At 61.7% G+C, this 23,265-nt stretch carries 29 protein-coding genes and 1 tRNA gene; 20 read left to right on the top strand and 10 right to left on the bottom strand.

Translation table 11 applies throughout. From position 1 onward, the window contains the following. Positions 1 to 121 precede the first annotated feature (121 nt). Entirely contained in the window at positions 122 to 496 is a 375-nt protein-coding gene (locus GM656_RS09875; protein ID WP_162413496.1) for a YccF domain-containing protein, read from the top strand. Between the two features lie 40 nt (positions 497 to 536). After that, complete coding sequence (locus tag GM656_RS09870) at positions 537 to 854, top strand: zinc ribbon domain-containing protein (RefSeq protein ID WP_162413495.1); 318 nt, start codon at positions 537 to 539, stop codon at positions 852 to 854. 1 nt (position 855) lies between these two features. On the opposite strand, the gene GM656_RS09865 is transcribed toward GM656_RS09870, so the two are convergent. The 4 genes from GM656_RS09865 to GM656_RS09855 form a co-directional block, all read right to left on the bottom strand. After that, positions 856 to 1,689 (bottom strand): DUF2157 domain-containing protein, encoded by an 834-nt coding sequence (locus tag GM656_RS09865; RefSeq protein ID WP_162413494.1) that lies wholly within the window; start codon positions 1,687 to 1,689, stop codon positions 856 to 858. Positions 1,690 to 1,804: 115 nt separating this feature from the next. Then, entirely contained in the window at positions 1,805 to 2,098 is a 294-nt protein-coding gene (locus GM656_RS09860) for a hypothetical protein (RefSeq protein WP_162413493.1), read from the bottom strand. A 312-nt stretch (positions 2,099 to 2,410) separates the two neighbouring features. Continuing rightward, positions 2,411 to 2,545: a hypothetical protein gene (locus tag GM656_RS19500; protein ID WP_277815049.1), complete on the bottom strand. Its 135-nt coding sequence runs from the start codon at positions 2,543 to 2,545 to the stop codon at positions 2,411 to 2,413. A 70-nt stretch (positions 2,546 to 2,615) separates the two neighbouring features. Then, positions 2,616 to 3,644, bottom strand: a complete 1,029-nt coding sequence (locus tag GM656_RS09855) for a radical SAM protein (RefSeq protein WP_162413492.1) — start codon at positions 3,642 to 3,644, stop codon at positions 2,616 to 2,618. A 117-nt stretch (positions 3,645 to 3,761) separates the two neighbouring features. Between GM656_RS09855 and GM656_RS09850 the strand changes: the two genes are divergently transcribed. The 15 genes from GM656_RS09850 (at position 3,762) to GM656_RS09790 (ending at position 15,284) form a co-directional block, all read left to right on the top strand. Next, entirely contained in the window at positions 3,762 to 5,102 is a 1,341-nt protein-coding gene (locus tag GM656_RS09850; RefSeq protein WP_162413491.1) for an MFS transporter, read from the top strand. 61 nt (positions 5,103 to 5,163) lie between these two features. Beyond that, positions 5,164 to 6,264, top strand: coding sequence for a DUF373 family protein (locus GM656_RS09845; RefSeq protein ID WP_162413490.1), 1,101 nt, complete (start codon positions 5,164 to 5,166; stop codon positions 6,262 to 6,264). Beyond that, positions 6,264 to 6,560 carry a hypothetical protein gene (locus tag GM656_RS09840; protein ID WP_162413489.1) on the top strand — a complete coding sequence of 99 codons (297 nt, stop codon included), beginning with the start codon at positions 6,264 to 6,266 and terminating at the stop codon, positions 6,558 to 6,560. Before GM656_RS09845 ends, GM656_RS09840 begins: the two co-directional genes overlap by 1 nt. Positions 6,561 to 6,613: 53 nt before the next feature. Beyond that, positions 6,614 to 6,718: transfer RNA gene (locus GM656_RS09835), tRNA-Arg, on the top strand. A 177-nt stretch (positions 6,719 to 6,895) separates the two neighbouring features. Further along, positions 6,896 to 7,165, top strand: a complete 270-nt coding sequence (locus GM656_RS09830) for an HNH endonuclease (protein WP_162413488.1) — start codon at positions 6,896 to 6,898, stop codon at positions 7,163 to 7,165. Beyond that, on the top strand, positions 7,162 to 7,296 hold the full coding sequence (locus GM656_RS19495; protein ID WP_277815048.1) for a hypothetical protein: 135 nt from the start codon (positions 7,162 to 7,164) through the stop codon (positions 7,294 to 7,296). The genes GM656_RS09830 and GM656_RS19495 overlap by 4 nt, the downstream gene beginning before the upstream one ends. Positions 7,297 to 7,614: 318 nt before the next feature. After that, the gene (locus GM656_RS09825) at positions 7,615 to 9,756 is read left to right on the top strand and encodes a hypothetical protein (RefSeq protein ID WP_162413487.1); all 2,142 of its coding nucleotides are present in this window, start codon (positions 7,615 to 7,617) and stop codon (positions 9,754 to 9,756) included. Between the two features lie 94 nt (positions 9,757 to 9,850). After that, positions 9,851 to 10,180, top strand: a complete 330-nt coding sequence (locus tag GM656_RS09820; protein ID WP_162413486.1) for a hypothetical protein — start codon at positions 9,851 to 9,853, stop codon at positions 10,178 to 10,180. Beyond that, positions 10,177 to 10,575, top strand: a complete 399-nt coding sequence (locus GM656_RS09815; RefSeq protein WP_162413485.1) for a hypothetical protein — start codon at positions 10,177 to 10,179, stop codon at positions 10,573 to 10,575. The genes GM656_RS09820 and GM656_RS09815 overlap by 4 nt, the downstream gene beginning before the upstream one ends. 4 nt (positions 10,576 to 10,579) lie before the next feature. Continuing rightward, positions 10,580 to 12,433, top strand: coding sequence for a hypothetical protein (locus tag GM656_RS19335; protein ID WP_162413484.1), 1,854 nt, complete (start codon positions 10,580 to 10,582; stop codon positions 12,431 to 12,433). Beyond that, positions 12,433 to 12,594 carry a hypothetical protein gene (locus GM656_RS19095; protein WP_174242964.1) on the top strand — a complete coding sequence of 54 codons (162 nt, stop codon included), beginning with the start codon at positions 12,433 to 12,435 and terminating at the stop codon, positions 12,592 to 12,594. The genes GM656_RS19335 and GM656_RS19095 overlap by 1 nt, the downstream gene beginning before the upstream one ends. 157 nt (positions 12,595 to 12,751) lie before the next feature. Continuing rightward, positions 12,752 to 13,168 carry a hypothetical protein gene (locus tag GM656_RS09805; protein WP_241692744.1) on the top strand — a complete coding sequence of 139 codons (417 nt, stop codon included), beginning with the start codon at positions 12,752 to 12,754 and terminating at the stop codon, positions 13,166 to 13,168. Then, positions 13,165 to 13,998 (top strand): hypothetical protein, encoded by an 834-nt coding sequence (locus GM656_RS09800; protein ID WP_162413482.1) that lies wholly within the window; start codon positions 13,165 to 13,167, stop codon positions 13,996 to 13,998. Before GM656_RS09805 ends, GM656_RS09800 begins: the two co-directional genes overlap by 4 nt. Further along, complete coding sequence (locus GM656_RS09795) at positions 13,991 to 14,287, top strand: hypothetical protein (RefSeq protein WP_162413481.1); 297 nt, start codon at positions 13,991 to 13,993, stop codon at positions 14,285 to 14,287. The genes GM656_RS09800 and GM656_RS09795 overlap by 8 nt, the downstream gene beginning before the upstream one ends. Then, a complete protein-coding gene (locus GM656_RS09790; RefSeq protein ID WP_162413480.1) occupies positions 14,280 to 15,284 on the top strand; it encodes a hypothetical protein in 1,005 nt (334 codons plus the stop codon). The genes GM656_RS09795 and GM656_RS09790 overlap by 8 nt, the downstream gene beginning before the upstream one ends. 37 nt (positions 15,285 to 15,321) lie before the next feature. On the opposite strand, the gene GM656_RS09785 is transcribed toward GM656_RS09790, so the two are convergent. From GM656_RS09785 to GM656_RS09770, 4 genes are all read right to left on the bottom strand, one after another. Beyond that, the gene (locus GM656_RS09785; protein WP_162413479.1) at positions 15,322 to 16,458 is read right to left on the bottom strand and encodes a hypothetical protein; all 1,137 of its coding nucleotides are present in this window, start codon (positions 16,456 to 16,458) and stop codon (positions 15,322 to 15,324) included. Next, on the bottom strand, positions 16,455 to 17,519 hold the full coding sequence (locus GM656_RS09780; RefSeq protein ID WP_162413478.1) for a hypothetical protein: 1,065 nt from the start codon (positions 17,517 to 17,519) through the stop codon (positions 16,455 to 16,457). The genes GM656_RS09785 and GM656_RS09780 overlap by 4 nt, the downstream gene beginning before the upstream one ends. Before the next feature lie 192 nt (positions 17,520 to 17,711). Continuing rightward, entirely contained in the window at positions 17,712 to 18,014 is a 303-nt protein-coding gene (locus tag GM656_RS09775; RefSeq protein ID WP_162413477.1) for a hypothetical protein, read from the bottom strand. 3 nt (positions 18,015 to 18,017) lie between these two features. Continuing rightward, a complete protein-coding gene (locus tag GM656_RS09770) occupies positions 18,018 to 18,335 on the bottom strand; it encodes a MarR family transcriptional regulator (RefSeq protein ID WP_162413476.1) in 318 nt (105 codons plus the stop codon). A gap of 379 nt (positions 18,336 to 18,714) precedes the next feature. Here GM656_RS09770 and GM656_RS09765 point away from each other — a divergent pair, with 379 nt between their 5' ends. Next, on the top strand, positions 18,715 to 19,722 hold the full coding sequence (locus GM656_RS09765; RefSeq protein WP_162413796.1) for a tyrosine-type recombinase/integrase: 1,008 nt from the start codon (positions 18,715 to 18,717) through the stop codon (positions 19,720 to 19,722). Positions 19,723 to 20,081: 359 nt separating this feature from the next. On the opposite strand, the gene GM656_RS09760 is transcribed toward GM656_RS09765, so the two are convergent. Beyond that, positions 20,082 to 21,521: a M61 metallopeptidase family protein gene (locus GM656_RS09760; protein ID WP_241692741.1), complete on the bottom strand. Its 1,440-nt coding sequence runs from the start codon at positions 21,519 to 21,521 to the stop codon at positions 20,082 to 20,084. A 138-nt stretch (positions 21,522 to 21,659) separates the two neighbouring features. Between GM656_RS09760 and GM656_RS09755 the strand changes: the two genes are divergently transcribed. Both GM656_RS09755 and GM656_RS09750 read left to right on the top strand, forming a co-directional pair. Next, a complete protein-coding gene (locus GM656_RS09755; RefSeq protein ID WP_162413475.1) occupies positions 21,660 to 22,103 on the top strand; it encodes a TRAM domain-containing protein in 444 nt (147 codons plus the stop codon). Between the two features lie 44 nt (positions 22,104 to 22,147). Next, positions 22,148 to 22,930, top strand: a complete 783-nt coding sequence (locus GM656_RS09750) for an SDR family oxidoreductase (RefSeq protein ID WP_162413474.1) — start codon at positions 22,148 to 22,150, stop codon at positions 22,928 to 22,930. Positions 22,931 to 22,975: 45 nt separating this feature from the next. Here GM656_RS09750 and GM656_RS09745 read toward each other — a convergent pair whose 3' ends face one another. After that, positions 22,976 to 23,260, bottom strand: a complete 285-nt coding sequence (locus GM656_RS09745) for a DUF7091 family protein (RefSeq protein ID WP_162413473.1) — start codon at positions 23,258 to 23,260, stop codon at positions 22,976 to 22,978. Positions 23,261 to 23,265 lie beyond the last annotated feature (5 nt).

The raw sequence follows: 23,265 nt of genomic DNA, 5'->3' as shown, positions 1-23,265 counted from the left end.
TCGTAAGATTTCACATTCGATACTGACGGCTCCGAACCGTCGCCCGTCCGCCCGCTCGTCGTCGTCGCGTCCGCACGCTCGCGGACCGGAGACTTATGCCGACAGACCGGGTAGATCCGGTATGAGCGACCAGCGGTCCCTGTTCGTCCGCGCGGCGTGGTTTCTGCTCGTCGGCTGGTGGGCGACCGGCCTGTGGCTCTCGGTCGCGTGGCTGCTGAACGTCACGATCGTCGGCATCCCGCTCGGCATCAAGATGATCAACAGGGTGCCGTTCGTCCTGTCGCTGAAGCGCCGCGACGCCATCGTGGAGTCCAGCGACGGCGGGACACAGCACTCGCTGCTCGTCCGCGCGGCGTGGTTCCTGCTCGTCGGCTGGTGGGCCAGCGGCGTCTGGACCGGCGTCGCCTACGCCCTCTCGGTGACCGTCGTCGGTCTCCCGCTGGCGATCTGGATGTACAACCGCCTCCCGTGGGTCGTCTCGCTGTATCACTACTGACCGGCGAAGGATACACCTTCGTCGAGCCCCACGTGAACGTATGCCACTCGGGCAGGTCGAACTGGCTTTTCGCGTCCTCACGGGGCTGTTCGTCATCGTCGCCCCGACGCTGCTGTTTCTGGGGCTCTGGCACGCCCTGGAGGCGATGCGCGACGACGAACTCATCGAGCAGGTCCAACAGCGCGCCGAGACGATGGAGCAGTCGCCGTCGGGACCGCTGTCCGTTGCGCCGTCACCAGGCCGTGCCACGTCCTCGCCGACCGACTCGACCCTCGCGCGGTGTGGGGCCTGTGGAACGCCGAACATGGGCGACGCCACGTACTGCCAGGAGTGCCTGGCCGAACTCGCGGGGTCCTGAGTCAGTCGGGCCGGCTGTTCTCGCCGACCGTGATCGCGATGGTCGGTTCCGACCGCTCTGCGGAGCAGTCGATGCCCCGCTCGACGGCGTAGGTCGTCGGCTCCGTCCGGTTCGCGTCGAGCGTGAACTCGCCGGTGAGGGCGTAGGCCCGCGTCGTCGACCCGGCGATGGTGTCCTCGTCCCACTCGATGTCGGTGCTCACCCACAGGTCCTCGCGGGGTGCGGTCTGCCCGACGATGCAGCCCGATATATCCGGCAGCGAGAGCGCGCGGGTGAACGGCGACGGGTTCGCGGCGGTGATTGACCCGATCCGGCGCGTGACGGGTACGTAGCCTCGGGGTTGCTCACCCGCGGGGACCGCCACCGTGACCGAGTCGTTGGTCTGCACGTCGTAGCGCACCCCGCCGGTGGCCGCGTCGGCCCCGACGAGGAGGACGCTCACCACGACGAGCGCGCCGAGCGCGTAGGCCGCCGGCCGCCGCGACAGCGACGGGAGGCCCCGGCGGAGCGCGTAGCCCAGCGCCACGAACAGCGCTGCCGACGCCGCGAGCAGCAGGAAGGTCCCCGTCTCGCCGGGCCGGTAGCGGACGACGACGTAGCCGACGAACACGACGTAGGTCACGCCGGCGAGCGCGAAGGCGACCACGTCCAGCACGTCCTGTTCCAGGGCCACGCCGGCGACGACGAACGCGACGAACCCGAGCAACAGCAGGGCGGCCTTCACCGTTATCGAGAGGTCGAACACCACGTCGCGGACGAAGTACAGGAGCGCCGCCGCGGCGAACAGGACTCCGAGCGCGTACAGCAGCTTGCCGCTGTCGATAGCGAGTCGCATGGAGGGATTCGGCTGTACAGTCTCGACAGGAGCGTATCAAATTGACGACTAGAGCGGTTTCGTTCCGCTTTCGACTGGTCCGCCGGAGAGAATCCTGTGTGTCGGGATCGGGCGCTCACACCGCGTCGTCCGGGTCGTGGCGGTCACGCATCCGCTCGGCTTCCGTCGCGTAGCGCTCCCGACGGTCGGCCGTCTCGACCGGCCGCAGTTCGTCCGGAGACGCCTCGATCGCGGCGGTGACTTCGGGGGCGCTTGCGCCGAACCGATTGAACGCGCGCTCCTTCTGGCGGTAACGCGCCCCGTCGGGCGTCGCGTACACGATCACGAGGATGTGCGGCGAGTCCGCGGAAAAGGTCCGTTCGACCATCCAGATCCGTTCGGTTTCGGCGGTCGGCTCTGTGTGACTCATACGAGGAGATACGCTGTCCAGCCCAGTCAGTCCCCGCGTGTGTTCTCGTTCAGTGAGAACCCCAGAGCCAGTCCCGACCGCTCACCCGTCTGCTGTCGTTCGGTCGCCGTACAATCAGTCGTCCGCCGTCGCCCGTCCGCTACCCGCGCCGCCGGACAGCGGCGTCCGCTCGACCACGGTCCGCATCCCACCTTTTTCTGCCTCGGGTGTGCTCGCTCCGCTCGCACACCACTCGTTGAAAAATCTGGACCAAAACGGCCGTGACTCGCTTCGCTCGTCACGGTGAAACGGCTCCCTGCGGTCGCCGTACAATCAGTCGTCCGCCGTCGCCCGCCCGCTATCCGCGCCGCCGGACAGCGGCGTCCGCTCGACCACGGTCCCGTCGTAGGTCGGGTACTGCTCCACGACCTGCGCCGACCTTTTTCTGCGTCGGGTGTCCTCGCTCACGGTGTTCGCTGCGGGCACCACTCCTGGAAAAACGTCGATGAAAAAGCGGCTCCCTGCGGTCGCCGTACAATCAGTCGTCCGCCGTCGCCCGTCCGCTACCCGCGCCGCCGGACAGCGGCGTCCGCTCGACCACGGTCCCGTCGTAGGTCGGGTACTGCTCCACGATCTCGCCCTTGGGCACGTCGCCCTCCTCGACCATCTCCTCCAGCAGCCACCAGGCGAGTTCGACGTGTTCGGACTTGACGGCGTAGAACTCCTCGGGGACGCCGAGCGCGTCGAGGTGGGCTTCCGAGACCCAGGCCTTGCCGTAGACGAGCGTGCCGTCCTCGGTGACCTCGTCGAACTCCCGGCCGATGTTGCGGGCCATGCGCTTGAGCCGCGAGCGGTGCTGGGCGGCGTCCTTGAACACGCTCGTACAGAAGTACACCTTCTCGTGGTCGCCCATGGTCTCCAGGATCTCGTGGGAGCCCTCGACGGCGCTCATGTGGCCGTCTTTCAGTTCGAAGCCGGCCTCCTGCATCCGGCGGTAGTTCCCGTCGGACATCTCGAACTCGTTGATGTTACAGAAGTCGGCCGCGCCCTCGTCGAGGAACTCGAGGAACTCCTCCTCGGCGCGGATGCCGGGGATTTCGAACGCCGGGGTCAGCCCCTCCTCGCGAGCGATGTAGAGGATGTCTTCCCACTCCGTGCCGTGGAGGTCGCCCCACTGCTCCAGCGGCGGGTGGAAACGGATCTCGTCGAGGCCGGCTTCCGAGAGACGCCGCATGTTCTCGCGGCCGCCGGGGATGCCGGTGTAGAGGTGGGTGTGGTGGTCCTCGCCGAACTCGTCTTTCAGCAGTTCCAGGTGGTGACAGGTCCGGTCGAGGGCCTCCTGGGGTTCGCCACCCGTGATGGACGTGCCGAGCGCGTCCATGCGCTTGGCCTCCTCGATGACGTCCGCGTCGGACTCGACGGGCCGCTCGTTGGCGTACATCTGGGTGACGTTCTTGCGGTTCTCCCCGAGGGGACAGTAGAAGCAGTCGCGCTGGTCGCAGTAGCCGTAGACGAACAGCACCATCTTGCCGCCTTTGGCGCACTGTTCGCAGCCCTCGGAGATCATCGTGTGTGCCTAGTGACTCCTCCCAGCGGGAAAAAGCGTGCGCATCGCACCCGCCGTGGTGTGAGTCGGCATGGTCCGGACGGCGGTCTTATCCCCCTGCCCGCCGCAGGGTGCGGTATGACCGACGACGAGGCCGGCACCGGGAGCAGCAACCGCCGCGGGCTGGCGGTCGTCTTCTTCGTCGTCTTCCTCGACCTGCTGGGGTTCGGCATCGTCATCCCCATCCTGCCGTACTACACGCGCTCGTTCCCCGGCGGGACGGAGTTCGTCATCGGCCTGCTCGCGGCCTCCTACTCCGCGATGCAGTTCGCCTTCGCCCCGCTGTTGGGGTCGCTATCGGACCGCGTGGGCCGTCGGCCGGTCCTGGTAGTGTCGCTGTGTGGCTCCGTGGTCGCCTGGACCGTGTTCGGGCTGGCTAGCGCACTGTGGCTCCTGTTCGTCTCCCGGATGCTCGCCGGCGCGATGGGCGGGAACCTCTCGACGGCGCAGGCTTACGTCGCCGACGTGACGCCGCCGGAGCGACGCGCCGCCGCGCTGGGATTCATCGGGGCCGCCTTCGGCCTGGGGTTCATCTTCGGGCCCGGTATCGGCGCGGTCCTGAGCTTCGACGCCACGGTCGCCGCGGTCGACGCCCTCCTGCCGGCCACGGTGCCGATCACGCGCTTCTCGCTGCCGAGCTTCGCCGCCGCGTTCGCGAGCCTCTGTGGCGTCGTCGTCGCGCTCCTGTTCCTCCCGGAGCCGGATCGGCCGTCCTCCTCCGCTTCCCCCACCGAGCGCCCGTCGATGGTCGCACAGCTCCGGGCGGCGGTGGCGACGGCCGGCCTCCGCGACCTGCTCGGCGCGTTCTTCCTCGTCTCGTTCGCCTTCTCCGGCGTCCAGGTGATGTTCGTCCCGTACGTCGCCGACATCTACGGCTACACCGCCGCCCAGAGCGCGCTGTTGCTGACGTACATCGGCGTTGTGGCCGTCGTCACGCAGGGCGTCCTCGTCGGGCGGCTCTCGGCCCGCTACAGCCCCGTCAGGCTCTCGCTGTTCGGCACCGCCCTGCTCGTCGTCGGCGTCGGCGCGATTCCGGCCTCGCGGTCGCTCGGATCCGTCCTGCCGGACCTGACCGCCGCCGTCCCCTTCCTCACGCCGGAGCTGCTCGGGCTGCTGGTGCTGCTGACGCTGCTGCCGTTAGGGAACGGGATTCTCTCGGTGACGCTGACGGCGCTCGTCTCCCAGCGGGCCGGCGCGGCCGTCCAGGGGAGCGCCTTCGGCATCACGCAGGGGGCCGGCAGCCTCGCCCGGACCGTCGGCCCGCCGGTCATGGGCGGGCTCTACTACGCCGTCGGCTACTGGTCGCCGTTCGTCGTCGGGGGCGCGCTGCTCGTGCCGGTCCTGTGGCTCGTCTCGCGGCTGGGCGACTCCCCGGAGCCGGTCGAAGCCCGCCCGGCCGACCCGGGCCACATCAGATAGCGCGGTGCGGCCGCCGTCCGTCCCCGAAAGAAGTTAAACACAGACGGCGTAGCGCCCCTAGATGCTGCTGGTGCTGTGTATCGACCTCGACGACGACCTCGGCCGCAAGACCGGCATCGAGACGCCGGTCATCGGGCGAGACGCAGTCGTCGATGCGGCGGTCGCGCTGGCCTCGAACGACCCCGAGGACTCCGACGTGAACGTCCTGTTCGAGGGCGTCCACATCTACGACGAGGTCGACGACGAGGAGGTCGAAGTGGCGGCCGTCACCGGCCTCGAAGGCAGCGACGTGGCCGCCAACCGGGCCGTCGGCGAGGAGGTCGATACCGTGCTCGCGTCGCTGGCGGCGAGCGACGACGTGCGCGCGCTCATCGTCACTGACGGCGCGCAGGACGAGTCGGTCGTCCCCGTCATCCGCTCGCGGGTCCGCATCGACGGCGTCCGCCGCGTCGTCGTCCGCCAGGCCCAGAACCTCGAATCGATGTACTACACGATCAAACAGGTGCTCGACGACCCCGAGACTCGGGGGACCATCCTCGTGCCGCTGGGCATCCTCCTGCTCATCTACCCGCTGACTATCGTCGTCGAACTGCTCGGCTATCCCGGGTCGGCGCTGGGGGTCATCTCCGGCCTGCTGGGCCTGTACATCCTCGCCCGCGGGCTGGGGGCCGAGGAAATCCTCGACGAGACCGCCGAGCGGGTGACCTCGGGGCTCTACGCCGGCCGCGTCACCATCATCACGTACGTCGTCGCCGCGGCGCTGCTCGTCATCGGCGGCGTCAGCGGGGTCCAGCGCCTCGACGCCCAGCCGGAACCCCACACCGTCGTCGAGGTGCTGGCGTCGCTCGTCGCCGGGGCCATCCAGTGGTTCGCCGCCGCCGGCATCACCTCCAGCCTCGGCCGCGTCACCGACGAGTACCTCGACGGGACCTTCCGCTGGCGGTACCTCAACGCCCCGTTCTACGTCCTCGCCATCGCCGCCGTCCTCCACGCCGTCAGCGCCTTTTTCCTCGGGAACCAGGACCTCGAATACCTCGCGGTGATGCTGACCGGCGGAACCCTGCTCGGCCTCGTCAGCACGCTCGCATTCGCCGTCGCCGAGGCCCGGTTCGACCGCCCCGACCAGCACAACCAAGGTCCCGGCGGCCCCTCATCCGAGTGATGTACGTCTCCCGCGCCGTCGAGTCCATGCGCGCAGACCCCATCGAGGGCGAGCCCGTCGCCCTCGTGCTGGAGACCGCCGCAGACGCCGACCCGGAGGGCGTCGCCGACCGAGCACGGGCCGCCGGCGCGACCGTCGACCGACACCTCCAGTTCGACGACCTGCTGGTCACCGCTCCCCAGGACCGCATCGACGCCCTCTGCGCCCTCGACGGCCTCGACGCGATCCAGACGAGCGACGCCATCGCCATCACCTCGGTCGACGACGCCGAGGAGGACGTGGACCACCACGGCTGACTCCGGCGGCGATTCGCATTTCTTTTGACGCTACCGAGAATAGACGGCGGCGAGGGCACGTAGCTCAGTCCGGATAGAGCGTCGGACTTCTATCCTCGCCGGCCCCGCCGGTGGGGGGAGACATCCGACGGTCGTGGGTTCGAATCCCACCGTGCCCGTCCGAAAACCGTCGGTTTAGGACTTCTACCCGGAGTTTACGATTCTGGACGGTTCGAGGCTTCTGCGCACGGTTCTGAAAACGAATCTCAGACTGAGATTTGCGACTTCGTTCGGTTGTCGAACGGCCCCCGCCGCTGTCTGGCGATTTTTATTGCCGGACATATCAGAAAACAGAGGTGGTCGGCGTGATTTTTCGACCTCGTGTCGAGTTCGATCTCGACCACTATCCGCGCATCCGCGTCTGGGACCCGAAGGCTGGTCACGACCGCTACGTCTACCTGCACCGGCTGACTGCCTACGCGCACGGCGAGATTGACGACCTCTGGTCGGAGCTGCACGTTCACCACGTCGACGAAGATCGCTGGAACAACCACCCCGACAATCTCGAAGCGCGGTCACCGGACGAACACACGAACTACCACCTGAATGGGGGTGTGCTCTCGTGAGAGACGTCCCCTCTCCCGAGGACTGGCCGTTTCCTCCTAACGAGTTCGTCCGCGCGTCGCGCCTCCTGGAAGCGACCGACGACGACGTTCGTCGAGCCATCGAGCGCGTCGAGGATGGTGATCCGGCGTGACCTCCTGGTCGGAGTACGTTCACTACTACTGCGACAACTGCGGGGCGATCTGTATCAATCACGCCGATACAGACGCTGCTCGGTTCGACCTCTGCCATTCCTGTTTCGATGACGTTCCTGAAACAGTCCTAAACTCCGTCACAAGCGAGCGAGTGGAGGGAGCGACCCCCTCACATGGGGGTCCGACTGACCGAGAGAGCGCACGCCCCCGAGCGGAGCGACGGGGGCAATCCCAACGCGAAAGCCCGGCCGGAGGCCCGGAACGTGGGTCCGCTGGGCGGTCGCGGTTGAACGCTGTCGATTCTTCTACCGAGTTCGATGAGTGAGGGGCAACCAGCGGCCGGCGGCTCTCGGCAAACCAATCAGAATAAGTGTGAAACCGCCGCCTCAGGCGCTGATACACCAACCCCCGAATCTGATGAGCGTGACCTACCGACTACCGACGACGTTCTCTGGTCCTTTATCGAGGAGTGCCCCGATCTTGTTGATGTCCCTGTCGCCTTCGAGGACGGAACGCCTATTCGAGAAGCCTATACCGACTGTTCTACCGAGACGTGGGATTCAGACGTTTTGTACTACTGTGGGCGGTGTGAGTCGTTCTTTACGCCCGCCAGCCAAGATCCGGCAGCCCACGTTTCTGAGTCCCACGCCGAGGAACTTGACCAATTTTCCCTTTCACCAGCTGATGCAGCTGATTCCTGGGTCGCTCGCAAGTCCGTCTCCGATGAGCGAGTCACCGAAATAGAAGGTATACCGTGGGTTGTCGCCGTCGAGAATCTGCTGGAATCCCACGAACGAACACGCCAGACGACTATCAACCTCCAATATGGCTGGCCTCGCGACCCAGAGTATACGAAATTCAGTTTCTCGGCGTCTGATCGCTGGTCTCCAGACTATCAACGCGAGTTTTACGCACAGTGTCAGGGTTGGCTTCGCGAGCTTACCGGCGGCACACGCCCCTCTGGCGGCGAAACCGAAGCTACGTTTGATAACCCGTCCGTCGCATTCCTGACTCGTTCGGCTTCATCCGTTCCTGATGGGACTCGGATCGGCCCCGTCGATCACGCGAACAGGGTTCGTGACCCGTGGCGCGAGGTCTACCAGAAACTTCGATACATCCTCGACAAACTCGGCTTCGAGAACGATGAATGGCAGTTCTGGCGCGTGTTAGAGCCTCACCCCGGCAATGGACAAAACCAGTGCTACGCTCACGAACACTCGATTATCGTCGTCGACGGCGAAATCTCACAGTCCGATTTCGCTCCCGTCATGGAAACTCATATCTCCACTACTGAGGGCGCTGGACGCGACGCGCATACGAATATGCCATGTTCCGAACACGCAGATACAGCGCCGAATCCGTGGGATGCCGCCGAGGGTGCGTGCGACGACTGCGATACTCCTGTTTCAGTACGTGACCCCGAATCGGTCGAAAACCTCGCCGCCTACGTCGCTGATTACGCTTCCATCGACCCGCTCGATCTTTTCGAACGATCTCCGTCGTACATCGCGTGGGCAGCTGCGATGACCGCCGGGAACATCCGTACCGTCTCCCGATCTGATTCGGCCCGATGGGCCGCTATCGCTGATCGCTGCCGGCAACGGCATGAATCGCCGCACTCAGACCTGGAAGGGCAGCATGGCGACCGTCTCACTGTCTCGGATAAAGGAACTAACACGGTCGAATGCGCCGAATGTGGCTCTCCGCACGGTATCGACCAATCTCAGACGCTCACGAAACACCGACTCGACACCTCTCCTGCCGAATCGTCTGAAATCGTTTCAGATGGCGGCTCGACTGAGCTTTGGGACGACTGGGTTGACGCCTGGCGTGCCTGTGAACAGACGACGGCTGTTCGGCAGTGCTATCATCCAGACGGGTCGAACCAGTGCCCGCTCTGTGCGGAATATCAGGGTGCTGTAGATGCGACTGTTCCGATACCTGATGAGACCTACATCCCTGACGACGCGTTTGAGAACAAGGCTGTCGAATACGTCGAACGGATCGAGCAGAAGGCCCGTCGTCACCCGAATATCGGCGTCGCCGGCTTGTTCGGAATGCTTCAATCTGAGTTACCCGATAAGCATGGTGAAGCGCTCATACGCGGCGTTCTGGCTGGCTTCGACTGCCCTGATCTGGATGATCCTGAACATCGTCCCGACTGGCTGAATCGCGACCGTGTTCTAGAGTGGCGTGTGCATTCTATCGAGATCGACGGCGAACTCCACTCGGCCAGCTCCGGCAACGGTGTCCAGATGACCGAGGTCGTGACTGAAGTGGAGAGTTGGGACGATTCGGATCGAGTTTCGGATAACCAAACCGGTTTCCAAAACCCACGAATCAATGACAGTTGTCAGTCATGCGACTCTGGCCGCTATCAGTACGACCGACAGATCACCGACAAATCCCTATCACTGTTTGAGTGCGATTCCTGTGGTGACACTATCCGCGTTTCTTGATCTGAGAATCCACTGTATCCTTTCTATTTAAAACTTCACCAGACTCACTCTGGTCACTCACTTTTATCTAGTATCTAGTAATTCTGAGTGTAGCATGGCAACCAAAGAAGCGCCGTCGTTCGACGACCTCGACTCTGTTGAGGTTTCCGACGACGACAACTCGAACGGATGGATCGACCTCGAACCAGGCGAAGAAGTGACCGGCGTCATTACGGCGTTCAACCCGCTGGCGAGCTACAACGGTGTGGCCGAAATCGACGGCCGCCCGATTCGGCTGAACCAGACGATGCGCAAGCAGATCATCGCCGGGCTTGTCGAGGGCGCGAAGATCGGCGTTCGCAAGTCCGAAGACACGGAGTCGTTCGAGGACGAAAACGGTGAAGAACAGGAGTACAATCCGCGCGAGGTGCGGGTGAGTCGATGAGCTACCAGCGACGGGCGAGCGAGATGGTAGGCGACTACATGAACATGCGCTCGCTGCCGGCGATGCTCTCGGTGGCGTTCGTGGCGGCGAGTCTCTACCAGTTCGGCGGGATCACGACGGTCGAACTCCCGTGGCTGTCGTACACGCTGACGACCCAGCACTCGCTACTCGTCTCGCTCGGCACGTACGCGGCAGGCTTCGCGTCGAGCGAGTCCAAGCGCTTCGAGTACTACGAACTCTGGGAGCAGGTGGCGATTGTCGCCGGTCCGCTCGTGATCCTCGGTAACGAGTTCGTCCCGCAAGTGAACGACTTCCTCCTCAGTCTGGGCGACCCGCTCGGGATGCAGCTGGCGTTCATCGTCACGGTCGTCTCCTGGGGAGTCGCCGTCCAGTAAACCAATGAGTCGACGCTATTCTTTCGGAGGTGATCGTGCCCGCTCGGTCTTGCTCGCCGTCGTGATCGTCGTCTCGACGGTGGCCTCTGTCGGTGTCGTACCGGCCGCCGCGCAATCGTCGAGCGAGTCGTTCACCTACACCGGTTCGCCGGACAGCGTGACCGTCGATCTCAACAACGCTACTGGGCCGGTCCAAGTGGAGTTCTCGACCAACGACACGGACAGCGGTCGGGTCGCTCTCGCTCGCAAGACCTACGACGCCGACAACGTACCGCTCGTCTGGTTCTCCAACGGCGGAGCCTACGACCACGTGACCGCGACGGTCAACACCACAGAGGCGACGTTTAGCACCGTCTCCTCGGGCGCTGGTGATGACTACCTGTTCCTCACCGACGCCGTCAAAGCCGGCAGTACCGGCGGCGACGCGACGTTCACCTGTGACCTGGGCGAGCGGATGCAAATGGCTGTCAATCCTGGTATTCGGATTCAGGACTGTTCCGGACTGCCCGGCGATTCCACCATCAACACGACCGGAACTGACGCCCAGCAGACCAAGTTGGACCTCTACCAGAGCGTCCAGAACACGCAGGCATCGTCAGAGAACTATCACACCACGCTGGATAACTACCTCCAGGACACCAAGACCGTCGCTCGCATCAAGGGCAAAAACGCCTACATCCGTGCGCTCAACAACGGCTCGTCGAAAACAGCCGCCAAGTACGCCGCGAAGCAGGCCGTTGCCGACTACTACGCAACGAAGCAGGTCCAACTCATCAACCAGTGGGACATCCAGATGCATCAGGTTCAGTATATGCGGTCTGTGGCCGCTAACGAATCTGGACTGTCAGCAGACGACGTGGTGAACCCAGTGATGGATACGACGAAATCGTTCTCCCCGAAGGTTCGGGATCAAGAGTACGGGACTGTGCAATCCGTCACGCTTGTCAACAGTAGCACCACGACGGCGCTGAAATTCCGAATCAAGGGCGAGAATCACAACGATGGCACTGGGACGAACTACGGTGAAGCTTGGTCGCCGTACATTGGACCCAGTGAAACGTCAAGTTCTATCCACTGGGACAGTGGTGGTGACATCCATCTTGAACGAGTTGAACAACCCGACCCGACCACGGCAGACGACATCTACAGCGCCCAAGCCCTCCTTCCGTGGTGGGAGTTCGGACAGCGCTGGTCTGACATCCAGACTCAGTCCGACACCGTGCAGGGTGAGATGAACACGCTGGCGAACAACACCTATGATGCCTACCAGGCCGGTGAAATCAACAATTCGGACCTGATCGACCCCTACGTTCTCTCCCAAGAGCGCTCGCCGGGGAGCGAGTTCCAGGGCTGGGCGAACGCGCAGCTGACCCTGCTCGGAACGAACAGTCCAGCGAACTACGACCAGATCGGCGGCTTCGAGGTGACCACTGAGTCCGGATCGTCCTACACCGGCGTCCTGCACGCCGCAGAAAACCCACCGAGCGGACAGTTCCAGACGAACACGACCTACGATCCCTCGCAAATCGGAGGCTCGGTCTATCTCGTCACGCCCAACCGGATGATGGAGCTACAAAGTAACTTCACTATCCAGAATATCACCACGCAGAGCGGCCAAACCATCCAAAACACCACAATAGAGCAAACCACCTACCAGACGACGAACGTCACCGAACTCAAGCAGATGTACGAAGATCTCGCCAAACGGCGCGCAGAGATCGAGGCGCGTGAGCAGAACCTTCGAGGCTCTGCTGGCGGTGGCCTACTGGCTGGCTCGTCTACCTCGCTGGTCCTGGTTTTAGTCGCCGTCGCTGCGCTCTACGCGGTGGCTCAGCGTCGGACGGGAGGTAAGTACTGATGGTGTACTGGCTGGCTCTCAAGCTCGTCCCTCGCGACGTGTGGCTCGTGCTGTTCGCACTCGCCGCGCTGCAACTCGCGGGCGTCGTCGACGTGATCGGGCCGGCCATCGATCTGGTGTCGTCCTGGCTCCCGGACCCCTCGCTCAGTTGGGTCTGGTGAATCAACCCTACGCTTTCCGAGCATGACCCTACGCACGCCATTACTCTTCCTCCTGATCGTGAGCTGTATCGCTCTCGCTGCTCCGGCAGCAGCGCAAGAAACAACGAATGAAACGACCTCGACGAACGTCTCCGCACCGGAGGGTGCGCCCAGCAACGTGGAGCTCGTCATTGACGAAAACGTCGTCGTGACGGACTACCACTACGCCGACGGCCAGCTCGTCATCGACTTCTGGTCGGACGAGTACACGGTCGTCAGTGTCGCGCCGAAAGTCGACAGCGGATCGGACGCTGGCACGATGCAATTTCGTGCGGCTGTCGTCGACGCGGATACCACCACGACGGTCCGGGTTCCATCGAGCGGCGGCGTCACGCTCTGGACCGAGCAGTCCATCGAACAACAGCGCTTCCACTACCTCCGCAAGCCCAACACGTTCCTGATCTCCGGGCCGTGGAGTGGCGTGGACGTTCGCAATGCGTCGCTCGGAAGCGCGTTCGGCGTCGTTCTCGCCGTCCTGTACGAAGCGGTGTCTGCCAAGGTCGGGTCGGCCCAACGAGGTGAGCGACTGGCATGAGCGACGACCAGGACAGTCCCGATCTCGACCGGGACGAGATGGTTCACAACGCCGACCCCGGCCCGGACCACAGTCGTACGTACCGCGCTTTCCGTTGGCTCTCTGAGAACCTACTGCTGCTCGCCTCCGGCGTCGGGATCGCGCTGTTCGTCGTGGCGTCGATCATCGGGTACGAACTCCCGCGGAACCTCCGACTAATCGGCCTGTGTGCGCTGATTACGATTCCGCTCGTCGGCCGGCCGACCGGGAAGAAAGTCCGGTCGCTGCTGTGGGACCCGAACTACGTCTGGCTCGTCGACATCGACGCCCGTCGGACGAAAGGCGGAATCTTCCGGATGCCGGGCCAGCGCTTCAAAGAGTGGTCCGTCGAGGATGGCCAACTGGACTGGGTGAGTCCGAATCTCGCCTTCGGAAAGAGCGTCGACCTCGAAGCCCAGACCGTCGAGGGCTGCTGGCGCGGCACGCTCTCCGATCGGGAGCTGATGCGCACGCTCCAAGCGGTTGAGGAATGCCGCGGTCAGCTCGAAGACGACGCCAAGCGCGGCTTCGCCATCGAAGCCCAGGCGTTCACGATCATCCGCAACGCGACCCGCAAGGCAGTGCTGCGCATCGTCTCGACGTTCGAGCGTGGCACGCTTCCAGACGAAGGAGAGGGGTTGACTGACGAGATAGATTCGGCCATTGAACAGTTCGGTCTCGACCGAAAGATCCGCGCTGCCGAGGACGACGAAGATCCCGAGTCGGACGTGCCCGGAATCCGCGTCGATCTCGACCAGGACCTCGCAGATCTCGCTGGCGCTGGCGACGGAGGTGTTCCCGCTGATGATTGAACTCAACCTAACCCATCGTGAGAAGAGTATCGTCGTGGTAACTGCTGCTGTGACGTTCGTAGCCGGCTACTGGGCCGGTCTATGGGCAGTCCCGCCGCAGGCACTCGATGTGCCAGTTGATGTATCGTACCGGGCTGGTGAACAGGTCTACCACGCTGCGTACCGCCCTGTTCCCGATCACCTCCCTGTGCTGTCGGTGGCGCTCCCGCTGCTCAGTTTCGGCTACGCGCTCCGGGATCAGCTCGTCGAGGACAGTGCTGACTCTGTCGAGGTGCCCGCCGATGACTGACAGCGTTGACGAACACCTGCTGACCGCGGCGAAGCTCTACGAACAGGTACAAGGCGAACTCGACGGTGATGAACGACTGCTCCCACACACCGGGATCGTCGAGGACGCCCAGGACCGCGCGGCGCTGTCGTTCATCGAGACGGCGATGAGAGAAACCGACCGGTCACCGGTCGGTAGTTCGACGTTCGAAGGGACTGCGCTCGGACAGGCGATCTCCTCGAAGGTCCTGACCGACACGGCGACCGAGGCCGTCGCGACGGGCAACGGCTCGGTCATGTCCCACGTCGTCGGTGTCACGGAACAGGACCTCGACGCGTCGGCGCTGCGGCTCCCGATGATGCTCCTGAACCAGATCGAGAACAACGGCGCGCCGGCGTTCGTCACGGCCGCCGGGAACCCGAACACGGGCAAAACGAACACGGCTATCCTCCTGATCACGCTCCGGGCGCTCGACCTCGATGACCTCCTGGTACTCTCGAACGTCCGGACGTGGGAACAGACGGATATCGTCGTCACGTCGGCCCACGATCTCGCCGTGCAGCTGCTCGAACATCGCGACCGGCCGAAGGCTATCCTGATCGACGAAGGCTCGACGCACTTCGACGCCAGGACGAACCGCCGAGAGGTGGCCGAGCAGTACACACCGCTGGCGAAGCGCTACGCGAAGATCGGCGTCGACATGGAGGCCGTCGTGGTCCACACCGGGAAGGACCTCCATCCCGAGCGTAAGCGTCTCTCAACGCTTGCGATGTACAAGGCGGCGAAGAAGAGCGCCGAGTTCTTCGAAACGTGGCCTGCCGACGCTGATGCGCCGACTGACCGGCTATTCGGTGGCAGTCTCGAAGAAATCGAGAAGGCAACTGGCTACGATCCTGACGACGCCGCGCCCTGGTCGTGGAATCTTCGAGCTGGGTTATTCGAGAAAGATGTTGAATGGTCTGAGCTGCTTGATCTACTCCACCAGCGTGGTGCCACAACAGACCAGCAAAAAAATTAAATTAGCATTTCCTGAGTTGCTGATTGGTGAGATTAATTTAGCTGTCAGAATCAGCAAAGTCTGAGAGTGTTTTTCCTCCGGTTGCTTTTTGTCTTTCAAGCCTCGTCAATAACTGCTGTTTATAATCACTCATTCGTGATTTCAACTCTTGCTGCATTTCGTGATTAGCAATTTTATCGACGATATTCTGCATCAGTTTATCTTGGTCATTCTTGACAGAAAATATAATTCTGTACCGCTTCTTTAGATCTTCTTCAGCATCTTCATCTAAAGAGACGAGACCGCAATCAATTCCGTAGTCTAAGAACTTGTTGTACATCATTATACACTCCTCTCGTTGATAGTTCTTCAGTTCGTATTTAAACAGTTGACGCCATTCCTTATAGTTGAAATTCTCGTTACCCTGTCTATGGTGCTGATTAATGATCGTAACCGCCATATCTCGCAATTTCAAATACCACGACGAAGAATATGTAAAATCTATATATTTTTGATATTTAACACCCTTCTCCAGTTCGTCATCTAGATAGTCATTTAGATCTAAGTCGGTATGTCCTTCAAACGAATCCTCTTTCGACTTTTTGAAGACTTTCCTATATATTTGGCATTTGCTTCCCGGAGTAGCCAAATTCCAGGTTATTATATTCCGGTCTACTTCTTTTGCTTTGTAGTGGATCTCCATCTCTGGAATCTGTCTGGAGGCCATCACAAATTCATTTGTTTCCGGCAATACACCGATCGTCTCATCTAAATATTGATCTATGTCAAGATCATCTGCAAGATTTTTCTCTATGACTTCTATTTTTTCGTCAAAATTCCGCAACTTACTCAAAAGTCGTGAGGTGAGTCTTCGCTCACACTCAATAAACAGAGCTATCTGCTTTTTTTGAGAGGCAATTAACACGTCCAAATTATGCTCTTTTTCATGGAATAGTGGCTCTGTCCTTATGTATGTGTAATCAATAGCCCCATTTTGCTCAAATGCAGATATTATAATATTGAAATCGTCAATCTCTTGACTATCGGAATCTATCACATTTTCAATTTTGCTTCGATACTCCTGACTCAATTGTTCTTCTAACTCTTCTTTTTTACTTTCTACTTTTTGATCAAATTTTTCACGCCCTTCTTCATCCAGTTGACCAATTCGAGTAGAAAGATCCCTATCTGTCATACTTCTATAAGATCAGCATTTGTGTCGAATTTCTCCACGAGAAATCTGTAAAATCGCATGATGGAATCGAAACTGGACCCATGTTTGGGCAGTACCGAAACTTGACTGCCATCAGTCGTTAGTGAAAACATGCCACCTGTCTCTTCATCTATGATTCGACTCGTCAGTAATAAACTTCCCTGCTCGGCCGAGATATTGTATGGATAGAAATTATCTTCTTTCAAATTTGAAATCAAGTCATCTGCATCTTCGTAATCAAGACTATTCTCTAACTTGATCTCCAACGATTTCTCATCAAATACCTCGACACCCTCTTTTTCGACAACATCAAGCTTTGATGACTGAATCTGTTTATTCATGTCTTCAACCCGGGATACTGCCGTATCCATGACGATTTGCTCAAAGAAGAATTCTGCATCTCCGCTTTTCATTACGAATTCTCCTTCGTTACTGAGTGTGAAATTCGCTTTTGTCGGGAGCTCGTACTCCAGTTTTGTCGGGGTAATCCCGTAGTCCAGTTTTGCTTCCTCTAGAGTTTGGGCTGCATCATCGCCCGAATACTCCTCACGCCGCTCAAACTCTGGCCGTCTTTCTTGGTGTGATCGAGCTTCTTTCCCGAATTTTTCACCGATGAACCTCGTCAGTCGGCATCCTTCAATATTCAGTAGCTCATCAGAAATTGCATCCATTTCATTCGGCGGTAACCATAAGTGGCAGAGTGCCTCGTTGATATTGACCAGCGACTTCGCCTTTCGACGGATATCTTCTGAAGAGTTTAGCGTGAATATTATTGGTGTATTTGTCTGTTTATATTCATACAGGTATAGATGGACCTCAAACTTTTGCCGGTACTTTTTATAAGTTGTATTAAGGTGGTAGAACTCACCCTGTTCTGTCACACTAAATTCAGCAGAAAATCTTTCTGCGATTTCTTTGAGATCAAGATTCGATGAAAGACAAATCGTCCTGAAGTTATTACGTCGATCCTCCCGAACACGATGTGTAGCAGATTCTAATAAATCTTCAAGTTTCTCATCATGGAATACTTCGGGAGCAGACATTAAATCTCTGACCTACTCTAACTTACATCCGGTGATACTTGTGCGTTTACATACGAGGAATCTCTGCTCACATCTTGTAATAACTGGAACTCGGGTTCCGCTTCATCACTCACTTGATTTATCATATATGGCTTCGATATTGTTAATTTAACCACCCACCCACCGACCCACCCACCAATTGTGTGGGCCTAATCAGATCGCCTGACTCCGCCTGTTTCTAAATACACGATCAACCGTCGGAACCGGCCGGTTCGCAGCATCAATCCGACCGTCTAAATACAGCAGTCCGTCCGTTGTGATCTCGAACAGATCGCCGTGCATCGAACTCACGAAGTCGACGTACCAGAGCATCAGCAGTCGGTCGCGGATGTGTCCCTCCGAAATGTCGATACAGGCTTGTGCGGCGATGATCGAGGGCGACGCCCAGCCTTCTTCGTCGAGATATTCGAGTATTCTATCGTCCTGTTGCTTCATCCAGTATGCGTTCTTGCGCATTATTCACGAGTTCCCCGTAGATTCCGCGTCGTTCACACCATTCCCCGTCTCGTCCAGCTCCTGTTCGGGAGCGTCTTCGTGTGTATCGAGATCGCCGGCAAGGTACGCTTCCCCTCTTTCCGTGATAACGTAGACTCCGTTGCCGACGGGTTTCAGCAATCCGTGGTCTGCGAGCTTTCTACATCGACGAGCGATGTGCTGCCGGCTGTACCTGATCGGCCCATCCTCTTTCATCTTCGACGGTGAGCCGTGTTCCTTCTCGTCGATGTATTCTAGGATGCGATCATCTACAATCGTCATCCACTTTCCGGATTGCCGCATCTGTTTCGTACTTTTACTATAAGCATTTCATAACATATCCATGTCCTTAATGCCACTGTCGATATTATCTGCCTTTAGTGCTACGTCGGAACATTCATGTTCCAAGGAGATTATGGATGTTATAGGGACTACCTAACTGGTACGTAAGATGACTCTATCGGGGCAGTGAGAACGGGCCGACGCTCCACCGTCGGCCCGGAATGGTGGTTCCTATGCGTACAATGGTTGAAACCACTCGCGCGGGCCGCCTAACGGCCCGTACTGGATTGGTCGCACCGGCGTCTCAAAAGTCTACTGAAGGTTCAACTCCGCCCGTTTTCGAGGGGGGTGATAACCCGTGAATGACCTCGACCCGATCTCGCCGGTCGAGGCCGTCGAGATGTTTCACGACGCGATGCGTGACGAACACGCCGAGTCAACACTCCGCTCTGATCGTCACCGGCTCCGTGCGTTCCTCCAGTTCTGCGACGAGGAAGGCATCGAGAATCTGAACGACCTCTCCGGTCGTGACCTGTTCCAGTACCGTATCTGGCGTCGAGAGGGCAAGGGCGACGGCCGACAGGCAGTCAAACTCGTCACGCTGAAAGGGCAGCTGGCGACACTCCGTCGGTTCCTCCGGTTCGCGGCGAACATCGACGCCGTGCCTCCGGAGTTGTACGAACAGATCACGATTCCGACGATGAAGAACGGCGAGGACGTGTCGGACTCGACACTCTCGCCTGAACGGGCGCTCAATATCATCGACTACCTCGAAGGCGCACAGCCGGGCACTCGCGACCACATCATCATGCTGCTGCTGTGGGAAACCGGCGCTCGGACTGGTGCGATTCGTGGCCTCGACCTGGACGATCTCGACCTGGACGGAACTCACCCGCGGTTCTCCGGGCCTGCGATTCAATTCGTCCATCGACCGGATCAAGGGACTCCGCTGAAGAACCAACAGAAAGGAACTCGGTGGAATCGGGTCAGCAAGAAAACGGCCCGCTTCATCGAGGACTACATCGAGTATCATCGGCACAACGTGATCGATGACTACGGCCGCCAACCGCTGATCACCTCGAAGTACGGCCGCCCGGCTGGGAATACGATTCGGGCAACACTCTATCGAGTCACGCGCCCGTGCTGGCGTGGCGAGGAGTGTCCCCACGACCGCGACCTGGACGAGTGCGAAGCAACGCACCTGGACAAAGCGAGCAAGTGTCCGTCTGCCCGATCTCCGCACGACGTTCGGAGTGGCCGGGTTACGTTCTATCGTCGAGAGGACGTTCCCCGCCGGATCGTGAAGGATCGGCTCAACGCGAGCGAGGACATTCTGGATCGGCACTACGACCGCCGATCTGATCGAGAACAGGCTGAACAGCGAAGCGACTTCCTTCCAGATTTATGAAACAAATAGTCACGAGTAATCAAGTAGAACAGGCCCGGAATTTACAGTCCCACCGTGCCCGCTCTCTGCGAACGATAGTGAGCAGTGACGGTTCCGGGATTCGAACCGCGGCAGACCGAGCGACGCGAGGTCTGGCATCGGGTGAGAAGCCCACCGTGCCCGTCCCGAAACCGTCGGATACGAACTTTCCCGTTCATATCCGATTCTTCAACGCTTCAGACGCTCTACTTCCGAGTCTGAATTTCGATTTCAGGCTCGATATTTGGTGCCCGTTCATCATCTGAACGGCCCCCTTCGCTGTCTGGCGAATTTCATTCCCGGCGTCGCCAGCCAGGATGACCTGTCTCGGGCCGACGACTTCACAGCCGCCGCCCGGCCAGCGTTGTGACGACGAGCAGTCCCAGCGCGATCCATCCGCCGGGACTGACAGCACGCCCCTCCGAGGGCGTCGGGCCGAAGCGGCGCGCGTCCTCGTTGCTGTTGGCAGTGCCCATAGCGCTCGTCGCGCTCGCGACGGGCGCGGCCTTCGTCGCCCGTGGTGCGGTGTCGGCGGACCCGCGTCGCGTCGAGGCGGTGAGCGCGTCGACCCGCACGGACGGCGCGGGGCCGGTGACCGCCTGCCGGACGAAGCTGTCGAGGTCCTCGCCGGCGACGGCGGAGACGGTCTCTGCGAACGTATCGAGCGAGACGCGCTCGTCGCGCTGTACGAGCCGGACCAGTACGTCCTCGAACGTCCGGTCGCCGTCGGTGGCCAGTCGGACGCGGGCGTCGACGGCGGCCACGACCCGAGTGCCCTTGTCGTAGGGCACGGCGGGACTGTCCCACGCTTCGGGGCGGGTCAGGTCCGCCGACGAGTGGCGGTCGGAGGTGACCCGCTTTCGGAATCGCTCGGCGTCGATGGCGCCCTGTCGGTAGGTCAGGGCGGCGGTGTGGTACTCGGCGCTGCCCTCGTCGAGCCAGTCCATCTCGGTCGTCGTCGCGAACGTCTGGCGGGTGTGGCGGTACTCGTGGACCCAGACGTTGACCGGGGAACGGACCGGTTCGCCGGCGTTGACGATGACGTCCGGACCGCCGTTCGACGGGGTGTAGCCCCCGGAGGCCAGCGCGTTCGGGGCGGCGAACACGCGGACGTGGTCGTGGTCCGGGCCGGCTCTCGAAGCCCGCTTCGCGCGGCTGACGGTGTCGAGGACGGCCGCCCGACCGGGTCGGAGGTCGGCGCTCTCCGGCACGACGAGGGTGATCCGGTCCCCGCCGACCGTTCTGGTCGCCGTCTCGTGGGGGCCGATGTAAGCGGCCGTCTCGCCGGCGACGCCGTCCTGTCCGGGCGCGAGCGCGAGCGTCTCGTTCCACGTGGGTCTGGGCCCGATGTGCCAGCGCCACCGGGCGCGCAGGGACACCTCCTGGCGGGCCAGCAGCGTCCAGTCGGCGGTGTCGGCGGTCCGGCGGCCGAACGTCGTCGTCAGTCCGATCGGGACGGTGTAGACCAGCCGCGCGGTCTCGGTCTCGCGGGTGACCCGCCACCGCCCCCCGTCCGGGTCGAGTCCGGTCGCGCGCTCGACGGTCGCGGCCGACGGCGGCCGGACGGAGAGCGTCGTCACCTGTCGGGGACGGTCGATCCGGGCGGTCACGCGGACGAGGTCAGGTCGGTCCGGGAGTCGATCGACGGTGTAGCGGGCGTCGATCGTCCCCGCGGCGTCGGGTCGCGCGAACTGGTCCGCCGGCGCGCCGTGTGCGGTCCCGGCGGTCGCGCTCACGATGAGAAACAGGCAGCACAGCGCTGTCAGCGGCCGGCGGTTCATAGCTCGTCGGGTTCCTACGCGACAGCCAGCGGTTCGCGCTCAAGTGTGTGTCGGCAAAAATATCAAACGTAATACTGCGGCGAGCGCCGGGAACGCGGGGTCGCAAGCGTTTTGCCAGCGGCCACTCTACGCTGAGTCATGCCCGACTGTCCGCTCGCAGACGACTGTCCCAGCTTCACCGAACGGATCGAGGGGATGGGCTGTACGCACTACGGGGACCGGGGTGGTGCCGAGTGGTGCAACCACTACAACCAGCCGATCTCCGACCTCAAGAGCCAGCCGGTGAAGATCGGCGAGGAGGTCGAGGTCGAGGTCGAGGACATCCACGAGAGCGGCGCCGGCGTCGGTCGGACCGAGGACGGCTTCATCATCATGGTCGACGGCGTGCTCCCGCCGGCGCGGTCGCTGGTCAAGGTCACGAACGTCCACTCGAACCACGCGCGCGCCGACGAGGTCGAGCGCCTGGAACTGGACGAGGAGGACGACGGGGACGAAGAGGAGCGCGAGGCGTCGACGGCGGACGGCGAAACCGACGAGGACGACCGCCGGCTGGGGAGCCGGGACAACTTCTGGGGCAGCTGAAGGGTTCCGGGAGACCTTTGGGACAGTCGGTTCTTTCTGCGGATATGGATCTGGAACTCGAAGGCAACGCGGCGCTGTGTACGGCCGCGACGAGCGGACTCGGACTGGCGAGCGCCGAAGCCCTCGCTTCTGAAGGCGCGAACGTGGCCGTCTGCGGTCGGACGGCGGACCACGTCGACGCGGCCCGTGATCGACTCGAATCGGTCGGCGACGGCGACGTGCTGGCCGTCGAGGCGGACATCACCGACCCCGATCAGATCGAGGCGCTCGTCGAGCAGACCGTCGACACCTTCGGCGGCCTGGATCACGTCGTCACCAGCGCCGGCGGCCCGGCCCCCGGCCCGTTCATGGAGACGACCGAGCGCGAGTGGTACGGCGCGTACGACCTGCTTGTGATGAGCGCCGTCTGGACCACGCGAACCGCCTATCCGCACCTGCGCGACTCCGACGCCGGAACCATCGTCAACATCACGTCCCGGTCGGTGCGGGAGGTCATCGACGACCTCGTGCTGTCGAACGCGGTTCGTCGGGCCGTCATCGGCCTGATGAAGACCCAGTCCCGGGAGTTCGCCCCCGAGGTCCGCGTCAACGCCGTCCTGCCCGGTGCACACGAGACGCCGCGGATCGAGGAACTGGTCGAGGCCGCCGTCGAGCGCGGCGAGTACGACTCCTACGAGGAGGGCATCGAGTCGTGGTCGGACGCGCCGCTCGAACGCGTCGGCCAGCCCGAGGAACTCGGCGACGTGGTGGCGTACCTCTCCTCCGCTCGTTCGTCGTACGTCACCGGGACGGCGCTTCCGGTCGACGGCGGCGCGATGCGGAGCTAAACGGTTCCATCGCGGGCTCACGCCGCTCCAGAGCCCCGGGCACGCTCACCAGGTCTCGATCGTCCCGTCGCGGATGTCCTCGACGCAGCCCTGGCAGTCCGGGTGCTCGGCGTCGAAGCAGACGGGGCGCGCCTCCTCGTCCATCGCGGTGGCGCGGTACTCGGCGTGGCGCCGACAGACGATGCGCGCCCGCCCCTCCTCGTCCCGCGGGAGGCCGGCCCGCGCCGAGCGCTTCCCGTTTCGGTAGGCGCGCTTGGCGTCCGAGAGCTGCCGGCCGGCCGACTGGAGCGTGCTCTTGATAAACCGCCCGAGGCGTTCGTCGTCGGCCATACCGT

Source organism: Haloarcula salina (assembly GCF_010119195.1).
In the GTDB taxonomy this organism is placed as follows: domain Archaea; phylum Halobacteriota; class Halobacteria; order Halobacteriales; family Haloarculaceae; genus Haloarcula; species Haloarcula salina.
The sequence above is the reverse complement of the archived record's forward strand: the minus strand, read 5'-3'. Positions and strand labels throughout refer to the sequence as shown.